Genomic DNA, 10,227 nt, shown 5'->3' with positions numbered 1-10,227 from the left:
CCCCCCCCCCCCCCCCCCCCCCCCCCCCCCCCCCCCCCCGCTCCTACAGGAACTGTGTGCGGCCCAAGGTACCTGGAAGCATTAATCCTCACTTAATACAGAGAGGAAACACTCCCTCACAATCCTTAACAAAGTGTCATTTGCGCAGCGCCGGGCTCAAGCGCAGCATATCCAGCCCGGTGTCGACCCATTTTTCGACATCGCCCAACAGATCAACACTGTCAGGCAGCAGCAGCCAGCGCCCGATCAGGCCATCGACATAGGCAAACATGGCCACCGCCGCGCGCTCGACATCCAGCTCGCCTGGCAACTGGCCCCGGCGTACGGCATTGGCCAACGCCAGGGTAATGCCCTGGTGGCAATCCAGCACCGCACCCTGGCGCTGCTGGCGAATTTCACACATATCATCGGTGAACTCGCACTTGTGATGCAGGATTTCATTGATACGCCGGGTTCGGGCATCGAGCACCAGCTCGTTGAACACTTGCAACAGCAGCTTGCGCATGCAGCCAAGCGGGTCGAGTTCGTCCTCGCTTTCGCTCGCCCGCGCCAAATGGTCATGGGTCTCGTGCAGGCTGTCGAGCAGCGCCTGCACCAGCTCGGCCTTGTTGTTGAAGTGCCAGTAGATTGCCCCGCGCGTCACGCCCGCCAGTTCGGCGATGTCGGCCAGGGTGGTTCGCGCAACCCCGCGCTTGTAGAAGGCCTTTTCCGCTGCCTCGATGATCTGGGCGCGGGTCTCCTGGGCTTCTTCTTTGGTTCGACGGACCATGGCAGTACAACCTCATCTGGCCCGAACGCGCGTCGCGTGCGGGGGAACGCTCCGGGGCACCTCTGCAGGGGGCCTCGCGGATGAGCTAATCACGGGCTGTGGCGGTACCTGAGTACAGCCAAGCGCTATTTACAAACAACCATGAATGTAAGTATATTCCTTAGCAAGCTATTTATCCACCGGATAGCAAATTTCTCCAGATCAAGATCTCTTCCATTATTCTTGAGCGTCTCCCTGCTCCCGCGACCCGAGGATCCTCATGCAATTCAAGCCAGCCGTTACCGCTCTGGTTTCCGCCGTCGCCCTGGCAACACTGCTCAGTGGCTGTAAGAAAGAAGAAGCAGCGCCAGCGGCGCAGGCTCCTCAGGTCGGCGTCGTGACCATCCAGCCGCAAGCCTTCACCCTGACCTCGGAACTGCCGGGGCGTACTAGTGCCTACCGCGTTGCCGAAGTGCGCCCGCAGGTCAACGGCATCATTCTCAAGCGCCTGTTCAAGGAAGGGAGTGACGTCAAGGAAGGCCAGCAGCTGTACCAGATCGACCCCGCCGTGTACGAGGCCACACTGGGCAATGCCCAGGCCAACCTGCAGGCTACCCGCTCGCTGGCCGAGCGTTACAAGCAGCTGATCGACGAGCAGGCCGTGTCGAAGCAGGAATACGACGATGCCAATGCCAAACGATTGCAGGCCGAAGCTTCGCTGAAAAGTGCCCAGATCGACCTGCGCTACACCAAGGTGCTGGCACCGATCAGCGGCCGTATCGGCCGTTCGGCATTTACCGAAGGTGCACTGGTCAGCAATGGCCAGGCCAATGCCATGGCCACCATCCAGCAGCTGGACACCATGTACGTTGACGTGACCCAGTCCACTGCCGAGCTGCTCAAGCTGCGCCGTGACCTGGAAAGCGGCCAGCTGCAGAAGGCGGGTGAAAACGCAGCCTCGGTGCAGCTGGTGCTGGAAGACGGCAGCCTGTTCAAGCAGGAAGGCCGCCTGGAGTTCTCCGAAGTCGCGGTCGACGAAACCACCGGCTCGGTGACCCTTCGCGCCGTGTTCCCCAACCCCGATCACACCCTGCTGCCAGGCATGTTCGTGCATGCGCGGCTCAAGGCCGGGGTCAATGCCAACGCCATCCTGGCCCCGCAACAGGGCGTGACCCGTGACCTCAAAGGCGCGCCGACCGCGCTGGTGGTCAACCAGGAGAACAAGGTCGAACTGCGCCAGCTGAAGGCCAGCCGCACCCTGGGCAGCGACTGGTTGATCGAGGAAGGCCTGAACCCGGGCGACCGCCTGATCACCGAAGGGCTGCAGTACGTGCGCCCTGGCGTCGAGGTCAAGGTCAGCGAAGCCACCAACGTCAAGAAGCCGGGCAGCCCTGATCAGGCCAACGCGGCGAAAGCAGACGCCAAAGCGGAGTAAACCATGTCGAAGTTCTTTATCGATCGCCCGATCTTCGCCTGGGTGATCGCCTTGGTGATCATGCTGGTCGGGGCCTTGTCGATCCTGAAGTTGCCGATCAACCAGTACCCCAGCATCGCACCGCCGGCCATCGCCATCGCCGTGACCTACCCGGGCGCCTCGGCGCAAACCGTGCAGGACACCGTGGTGCAGGTGATCGAGCAGCAGCTCAACGGTATCGACAACCTGCGCTATGTGTCGTCGGAAAGTAACTCCGACGGCAGCATGACCATTACTGCCACCTTCGAGCAGGGCACCAACGCCGACACCGCCCAGGTCCAGGTGCAGAACAAGCTGAACCTGGCCACCCCACTGTTGCCGCAGGAAGTGCAGCAGCAAGGTATCCGCGTCACCAAGGCAGTGAAGAACTTCCTGCTGGTGATCGGCCTGGTGTCCGAAGACGGCAGCATGACCAAGGACGACCTGGCCAACTACATCGTCTCCAACATGCAGGACCCGATCTCGCGTACAGCAGGTGTGGGTGACTTCCAGGTGTTCGGTGCCCAGTACGCCATGCGTATCTGGCTCGATCCGGCCAAGCTGAACAAGTTCCAGCTGACCCCGGTCGACGTCAAGACCGCCGTCGCCGCGCAGAACGTGCAGGTGTCCTCCGGCCAGCTCGGCGGCCTGCCGGCCATGCCGGGTACCCAGCTGAACGCCACCATCATCGGCAAGACCCGCCTGCAAACCGCCGAGCAGTTCGAGAAGATCCTGCTCAAGGTCAACAGTGACGGCTCGCAAGTGCGTCTGGGTGATGTTGCCCAGGTCGGCCTGGGCGGTGAAAACTACGCGGTCAGCGCCCAGTTCAACGGTAAACCGGCTTCCGGCCTTGCGGTAAAACTGGCCACCGGTGCCAACGCCCTGGACACTGCCAAGGCACTACGCAGCACCATCAGCGACCTGGAACCGTTCTTCCCGCCTGGGGTGAAAGCGGTATTCCCGTATGACACCACGCCGGTGGTCACCGAATCGATCAGCGGCGTAATCCACACCCTGATCGAAGCCGTGGTCCTGGTGTTCCTGGTGATGTACCTGTTCCTGCAGAACTTCCGCGCCACCATCATTACCACCATGACCGTACCGGTGGTGCTGCTGGGTACCTTCGGCATCCTTGCCGCAGCGGGCTTCAGCATCAACACCCTGACCATGTTCGCCATGGTCCTGGCCATCGGCTTGCTGGTGGACGACGCCATCGTCGTGGTGGAAAACGTCGAGCGGGTCATGTCCGAGGAAGGCTTGCCGCCCAAGGAGGCGACCAAGCGCTCGATGGAGCAGATCCAGGGGGCCCTGGTGGGTATCGCCCTGGTGCTGTCGGCGGTACTGCTGCCCATGGCGTTCTTCGGTGGCTCTACGGGTGTGATCTACCGGCAGTTCTCCATCACCATCGTCTCGGCCATGGGCCTGTCGGTGCTGGTGGCGCTTATCTTCACCCCGGCGCTGTGCGCCACCATGCTCAAGCCGCTGAAAAAGGGCGAGCACCACACGGCCAAAGGCGGTTTCTTCGGCTGGTTCAACCGCAACTTCGACCGCAGCGTCAACGGCTACGAGCGCAGCGTGGGCACCATCCTGCGCAACAAGGTGCCGTTCCTGCTGGCCTATGCACTGATCGTGGTCGGCATGATCTGGCTGTTTGCCCGCATCCCCACTGCGTTCCTGCCAGAAGAAGACCAGGGCGTACTGTTTGCCCAGGTGCAGACCCCGGCCGGTTCCAGTGCCGAGCGCACCCAGGTGGTGGTCGACCAGATGCGTGAGTACCTGCTGAAGGAAGAAGCCGATACCGTCGCGTCGGTGTTCACCGTCAACGGCTTCAACTTCGCCGGCCGTGGCCAGAGCTCCGGTATGGCGTTCATCATGCTCAAACCGTGGGGCGAGCGTTCGGCAGAGAACAGCGTGTTCGCCTTGGCCCAACGCGCCCAGCAGCACTTCTTCACCTTCCGCGACGCGATGGTGTTCGCCTTCGCCCCGCCTGCAGTGCTCGAGTTGGGTAACGCCACCGGCTTCGACGTGTTCCTGCAGGACCGCGGCGGTGTCGGCCATGCCAAGCTGATGGAAGCCCGTAACGAGTTCCTGGGCAAGGCGGCACAGAGCAAGATCCTCAGCGCAGTGCGCCCGAACGGCCTGAACGACGAGCCGCAATACCAGCTGACCATCGATGACGAACGTGCCAGCGCCCTGGGCGTGACCATTGCCGACATCAACAACACCCTGTCGATTGCCCTGGGTGCCAGCTACGTCAACGACTTCATCGACCGCGGTCGGGTCAAGAAGGTGTACATCCAGGGCGAGCCCAACGCGCGGATGAGCCCGGAAGACCTGCAGAAGTGGTACGTGCGCAATGGCGCTGGCGAGATGGTGCCGTTCTCCTCCTTCGCCAAGGGCGAATGGACCTACGGCTCGCCGAAGCTTTCGCGTTACAACGGCGTAGAAGCCATGGAGATCCTCGGTGCACCGGCCCCTGGCTACAGCACCGGTGAAGCCATGGCCGAGGTCGAGCGTATTGCTGGCGAACTGCCAAGCGGCATCGGCTTCTCCTGGACCGGCATGTCCTACGAGGAAAAACTCTCCGGCTCGCAAATGCCGGCGCTGTTCGCCCTCTCGGTACTGTTCGTGTTCCTGTGCCTGGCAGCCCTGTACGAAAGCTGGTCGATCCCGATCGCCGTGGTGCTGGTCGTACCGCTGGGTATCATCGGTGCACTGATCGCCACCAGCCTGCGCGGCTTGTCCAACGACGTGTACTTCCTGGTCGGCCTGTTGACCACCATCGGCCTGGCGGCGAAAAACGCCATTCTGATCGTCGAGTTCGCCAAGGAACTGCACGAGCAAGGCCGCAGCCTGTACGACGCGGCGATCGAGGCCTGCCGCATGCGTCTGCGCCCGATCATCATGACCTCGCTGGCGTTCATCCTCGGCGTGGTACCGTTGACCATCGCCAGCGGCGCCGGCGCCGGCAGCCAGCACGCCATCGGCACCGGTGTGATCGGCGGCATGATCAGTGCGACCGTGTTGGCAATCTTCTGGGTACCGCTATTCTTCGTCGCAGTGTCGTCGCTGTTCGGCAGCAAAGAGCCGGAAAAAGACGCCACCCCTGAAACTCCACGTTATGAGGCTGGGCAATGACCAAGTCTTTGTTGTCCCTGGCGGTAACCGCTTTCATTCTTGGCGGTTGCTCGCTGATCCCTGACTACCAGACCCCGGAAGCGCCGGTGGCACAGCAGTGGCCGCAAGGCCCTGCGTACTCGCCGACCCAGTCGGCGGACGTTGCCGCAGCCGAACAGGGCTGGCGCCAGTTCTTCCACGACCCGGCACTGCAGCAACTGATCCAGACCTCGCTGGTCAACAACCGCGACCTGCGCGTCGCCGCGTTGAACCTCGACGCCTACCGCGCGCAGTACCGCATCCAGCGGGCCGACTTGTTCCCGGCGGTTTCGGCCACCGGCAGCGGCAGCCGCCAGCGCGTGCCGGCGAACATGTCGCAAACCGGTGAATCGAGCATCACCAGCCAGTACTCGGCCACCCTGGGCGTCAGCGCCTATGAGCTGGACCTGTTCGGCCGTGTGCGCAGCCTGACCGAACAAGCCCTGGAAACCTACCTGTCCAGCGAGCAGGCACGTCGTTCCACGCAAATTGCCCTGGTGGCCAGCGTGGCCAACGCTTACTACACCTGGCAGGCCGACCAGGCCCTGTTCAAGCTGACCGAAGAAACGCTGAAGACCTACGAGGAAAGCTACAACCTCACCCGTCGCAGCAACGAAGTCGGCGTGGCTTCGGCACTGGACGTGAGCCAGGCGCGCACCGCCGTGGAAGGCGCCCGGGTCAAGTACTCGCAGTACCAGCGCCTGGTCGCCCAGGACGTCAACAGCCTGACCGTGCTGCTGGGCACCGGCATTCCTGCCGACCTGGCCAAGCCACTGGAGCTCAATGCCGACCAACTGGCCGAAGTACCGGCTGGCCTGCCGTCGGACATTCTCCAGCGCCGCCCGGACATCCAGGAAGCCGAGCACCTGCTCAAGGCCGCCAATGCCAACATTGGCGCCGCCCGCGCAGCGTTCTTCCCGAGCATCAGCCTGACGGCCAACGCCGGCAGCCTGAGCCCCGACATGGGCCACCTGTTCGCAGGCGGCCAGGGCACCTGGCTGTTCCAGCCGCAGATCAACCTGCCGATCTTCAACGCCGGCAGCCTGAAGGCCAGCCTGGACTACTCGAAGATCCAGAAGGACATCAACGTCGCCAAGTACGAAAAGACCATCCAGACCGCCTTCCAGGAAGTCTCCGATGGCCTGGCGGCGCGCAAGACCTTTGAAGAGCAGTTGCAGGCCCAGCGCGACCTGGTGCAGGCCAACCAGGACTACTACCGCCTGGCTGAACGCCGCTACCGCATCGGCATCGACAGCAACCTGACCTTCCTCGATGCCCAGCGCAACCTGTTCAGTGCCCAGCAGGCACTGATCGGCGATCGCCTGTCGCAGCTGACCAGCGAGGTCAACCTGTACAAGGCGCTTGGTGGTGGCTGGTACGAGCAGACCGGGCAGGCTAACCAGCAGGCATCGGTGGAAGTACCGAAGAGCTGACAGGCCTTGGTTTAGCAGAAAGCCCACCCTTGATGGTGGGCTTTTTGTTTTGTGTTGCCTGTGCCGGCCTCTTCGCGGGTGAACCCGCTCCCACAGGTAATGCACAAGCCTTGGAACCTGTGCGGTCCTTGTGGGAGCGGGTTCACCCGCGAAGAGGCCGGCACAGGAAAAACTATTAACCACCTGGAACATTCCGTTCGATTATCGCCCCGTTCCGTTTGCGACGAATTGCCTCACCCCTGCCCGACCCCGCACCATCCCCCCACGCAACGTTGCCCAAGTTCATCCAGAAAAGACCCGCACCTGCTGGCTCGACCCCGCAGTGCACCGGCTCGCCCCATAAAAACAAGAGATCCACGACAGATGAGCACTTTGCAACCCGCACGCCAGCTGCTGCCCGGCCTGTTGGCCATGTCCTGCACCCTTCCCGTATTCGCCGCCGACCAAGGTGGTTTCATGGAGGACGCCAAGGCCACCCTCAACCTGCGCAACTTCTACATCAACCGCAACTTCGTCGACCCGGCCCACCCGCAGGCCAAGGCCGAAGAATGGACGCAAAGCTTCATCCTCGACGCCCGCTCCGGCTTCACCCAAGGCACCGTTGGTTTCGGTGTGGATGTGCTGGGCCTGTACTCGGTCAAGCTCGACGGCGGCAAAGGCACCACCAATACCCACCTGCTGCCGGTGCACGACGATGGCCGCCCGGCTGATGATTTCGGCCGCCTGGGTGTGGCGCTAAAAGCCAGGTTGTCGGAAACCGAGCTGAAAGTCGGTGAATGGATGCCGGTTCTGCCGATCCTGCGTTCGGATGATGGCCGCTCGCTGCCACAAACCTTCCGCGGTGGCCAACTGACCTCGAAGGAGATCGCCGGCCTGACCCTGTACGCCGGCCAGTTCCGCGGCAACAGCCCGCGCAACGACGCCAGCATGGAAGACATGTCGCTGAACGGCAAAGCCGCATTCACTTCCGACCGTTTCAACTTCGGCGGCGGCGAATACACCTTCAACGACAAGCGCACCATGATTGGCCTGTGGAATGCCCAGCTCAAGGACATCTACCGCCAGCAGTACCTCAACCTGACGCACAGCCAGCCGCTGGGCGACTGGACCCTGGGCGCCAACCTGGGCTACTTCATCGGCAAGGAAGACGGCGCCGAACGCGCCGGCAAGCTGGACAACCGCACCGCCTCCGCACTGTTTTCGGCGCGCTACCAGGGCCACACCTTCTACGTTGGCCTGCAGAAGGTCAGCGGCGACGATGCCTGGCTACGGGTCAACGGCACCAGCGGCGGCACCCTGGCCAACGACAGCTACAACTCCAGCTTCGACAACGCCAAGGAGCGCTCCTGGCAGGTGCGCCATGACTTCAACTTCGCCACTGTCGGCGTACCCGGCCTGACCCTGATGAACCGCTATATCAAGGGTGACAACGTTACCGCTGGCGGCGTGGACGATGGCAAGGAATGGGCGCGGGAAACCGAGCTGGCCTATGTGATTCAGTCGGGCAGTTTCAAGGACCTGTCGGTGAAATGGCGCAACTCCACCATGCGCCGGGACTTCAGCACCAATGCCTTTGATGAGAACCGGCTGATCGTGAGTTACCCGCTGAATCTCCTCTGAGCCTACTGGCCTATTCGCGGGTGAACCCGCTCCTACAACGGGTGGGGAACGCTGTGGGAGCGGGTTCACCCGCGAAGAGGCCATCCGCCCCAGCAAATAACCAAAGAACATAAACAAATCAATAAACCTTCTTTTACAACATATGCAGTAACCGCTTGAATAGGCCCCTGATCCCCGCCCCAGAGCCGTGACATGGACCTCCGTCAGCTGCGTTACTTCATCGCCCTCACCGAATACCGCAGCTTCGTCCGTGCCGCCGAGGCCATGGGCATTACCCAACCCGCCTTCAGCCGCGCCATCCAGGGCCTGGAACACAGCTTCGGCTGCCCGCTGGTCGACCGCGCCAGCAAGGCCCTGCCACCTACCCCAGAAGGCCTGGTAGTGCTGCAACACGCCCGGCGCCTGGTGCAAGGGGCAGCGCAGTTGAGCAACGAAGTACTGCAAATGACCAAGCTCGATGCCGGCGAGCTGCACTTCGGCAGCGGCCCGGCGCTGGCCGTGCGCCTGGTGCCTGATGCCCTGCGCCACTTCATCGAGCGCCACCCGGGTATTCGCACCTCGCTGCTGGTGGACAATGCCGAACGCCTCGGTCAGGCGCTGCGACGGGAGCAGATCGAGTTTTTCGTGGACGATATCCGCCCGTTCGAAGCCGACGCCAACTTCCACACCGAACCTTTGTCGCCCCGCCCTGGCCTGTTCTTCTGCCGCCCGGGCCACCCGTTGCTGGCCAAGGACAGCCTGTCGACCAACGACCTGTTCAGCTACCCATTAGCCAGCGCCCTGCTCGCCCCCGGTGTGCGCAAGCGCCTGGCCAACCTCAGCGGGCGCAGCGATTTCACCCCGCACCTGCAAACCGAGCACCTGGCCATCCTGCGCAGCGTGGTGCAGGCCAGCGACGCCATCGGCACTGCCAGCGAAGAGGCAGTGGCCGAAGACCTGGCCGCTGGCACCCTGGTACGCCTGCACTGGCGCAACCTGCCGCCGGCGCTGGAGGTGCTGAGTGTGCGTTGCGGGGTAGTCAGCCGCAGCGGCTACCGGCTGTCGCCGGCGGCGCGGGCGATGATCGAGACCTTGGTGGGGCTGGATATGCCGGTACGGGCTGCCGCCATTCGCTGAGCTGATGATGGTGGTGGGTGCGCGCTATCCTGAGCTATATGGGTTGCCTGTACCGGCCTCTTCGCCTACCTGTGGGAGCGGGTTTACCCGCGAATAGGCCCGAACAGACACCACACATCGACCAGGCAAACCAGGGAGGCACAACCATGAAAACCCTCGTCGACCACCTGAGCCAATACGCCAGCTACCACCGCGACCCACGCAACATCCTCACCCATTTCATCGGCATCCCCATGATTGTGCTGGCGGTCACCATCCTGCTGTCGCGCCCTGGCTGGCAGGTAGCCGGTATCTGGCTGTCCCCTGCCCTGCTGGCAGCGGCGGCTTCGGTGTGGTTCTACCTGCGCCTGGACCTGCGTTTCGGGCTGGTGATGGGGTTGCTGTTGGGGCTGTGCCTGTGGGTCGGCCAAGTGCTGGCGATGCAGGCCACCGGGCTGTGGCTTGGCGCCGGGCTGGGGGCGTTCGTGGTGGGCTGGATCATCCAGTTCGTCGGCCATTACTACGAAGGGCGCAAACCGGCGTTTGTCGACGATGTCAGCGGGTTGATCATCGGCCCGCTGTTCGTGGTGGCTGAAGCGGCGTTCATGCTGGGTTTGTGCCCAGCCCTGAAGCAGGCCGTGGAAAGCAACGCAGGGCCTGTAGTGGCACGCTCTGTGTAGGAGCGGGGGGGGGGGGGGGGGGGGGGGGGGGGGGGGGGGGGG

Annotated in this window: 7 protein-coding genes; 6 read left to right on the top strand and 1 reads right to left on the bottom strand. The window is 63.1% G+C overall.

Going from position 1 to position 10,227, the window contains the following annotated elements; all coding sequences use genetic code 11:
- Positions 1-136: 136 nt before the first annotated feature.
- Positions 137-769: an efflux transport transcriptional regulator TtgR gene (ttgR, locus tag IAE39_RS27885; protein ID WP_201207697.1), complete on the bottom strand. Its 633-nt coding sequence runs from the start codon at positions 767-769 to the stop codon at positions 137-139.
- Positions 770-1,028: 259 nt separating this feature from the next.
- Here ttgR and ttgA point away from each other — a divergent pair, with 259 nt between their 5' ends.
- From ttgA to IAE39_RS27855, 6 genes are all read left to right on the top strand, one after another.
- A complete protein-coding gene (gene ttgA, locus IAE39_RS27880; RefSeq protein ID WP_201207696.1) occupies positions 1,029-2,183 on the top strand; it encodes a toluene efflux RND transporter periplasmic adaptor subunit TtgA in 1,155 nt (384 codons plus the stop codon).
- Between the two features lie 3 nt (positions 2,184-2,186).
- Complete coding sequence (gene ttgB / locus IAE39_RS27875; RefSeq protein WP_201207695.1) at positions 2,187-5,339, top strand: multidrug efflux RND transporter permease subunit TtgB; 3,153 nt, start codon at positions 2,187-2,189, stop codon at positions 5,337-5,339.
- On the top strand, positions 5,336-6,790 hold the full coding sequence (locus tag IAE39_RS27870) for an AdeC/AdeK/OprM family multidrug efflux complex outer membrane factor (protein WP_201207694.1): 1,455 nt from the start codon (positions 5,336-5,338) through the stop codon (positions 6,788-6,790). The genes ttgB and IAE39_RS27870 overlap by 4 nt, the downstream gene beginning before the upstream one ends.
- 363 nt (positions 6,791-7,153) lie before the next feature.
- Positions 7,154-8,410, top strand: a complete 1,257-nt coding sequence (locus tag IAE39_RS27865) for an OprD family porin (RefSeq protein WP_201207693.1) — start codon at positions 7,154-7,156, stop codon at positions 8,408-8,410.
- 192 nt (positions 8,411-8,602) lie between these two features.
- Positions 8,603-9,526 (top strand): LysR family transcriptional regulator, encoded by a 924-nt coding sequence (locus IAE39_RS27860; RefSeq protein WP_201207692.1) that lies wholly within the window; start codon positions 8,603-8,605, stop codon positions 9,524-9,526.
- Between the two features lie 146 nt (positions 9,527-9,672).
- Positions 9,673-10,185 (top strand): Mpo1 family 2-hydroxy fatty acid dioxygenase, encoded by a 513-nt coding sequence (locus IAE39_RS27855; protein WP_201207691.1) that lies wholly within the window; start codon positions 9,673-9,675, stop codon positions 10,183-10,185.
- The last annotated feature ends 42 nt before the right edge of the window (positions 10,186-10,227 follow it).

This window comes from Pseudomonas sp. S37 (genome assembly GCF_016658545.1).
GTDB lineage: Bacteria > Pseudomonadota > Gammaproteobacteria > Pseudomonadales > Pseudomonadaceae > Aquipseudomonas.
This window is presented reverse-complemented; position numbering and strand designations above follow the sequence as displayed.

Coding starts and splice junctions, on each gene's coding strand:
- IAE39_RS27865 (WP_201207693.1), top strand. CDS start 7,154: ATGAGCACTTTGCAACCCGCACGCCAGCTGCTGCCCGGCCTGTTGGCC.
- ttgA (WP_201207696.1), top strand. CDS start 1,029: ATGCAATTCAAGCCAGCCGTTACCGCTCTGGTTTCCGCCGTCGCCCTG.
- IAE39_RS27855 (WP_201207691.1), top strand. CDS start 9,673: ATGAAAACCCTCGTCGACCACCTGAGCCAATACGCCAGCTACCACCGC.
- ttgB (WP_201207695.1), top strand. CDS start 2,187: ATGTCGAAGTTCTTTATCGATCGCCCGATCTTCGCCTGGGTGATCGCC.
- ttgR (WP_201207697.1), bottom strand. CDS start 769: ATGGTCCGTCGAACCAAAGAAGAAGCCCAGGAGACCCGCGCCCAGATC.
- IAE39_RS27860 (WP_201207692.1), top strand. CDS start 8,603: ATGGACCTCCGTCAGCTGCGTTACTTCATCGCCCTCACCGAATACCGC.
- IAE39_RS27870 (WP_201207694.1), top strand. CDS start 5,336: ATGACCAAGTCTTTGTTGTCCCTGGCGGTAACCGCTTTCATTCTTGGC.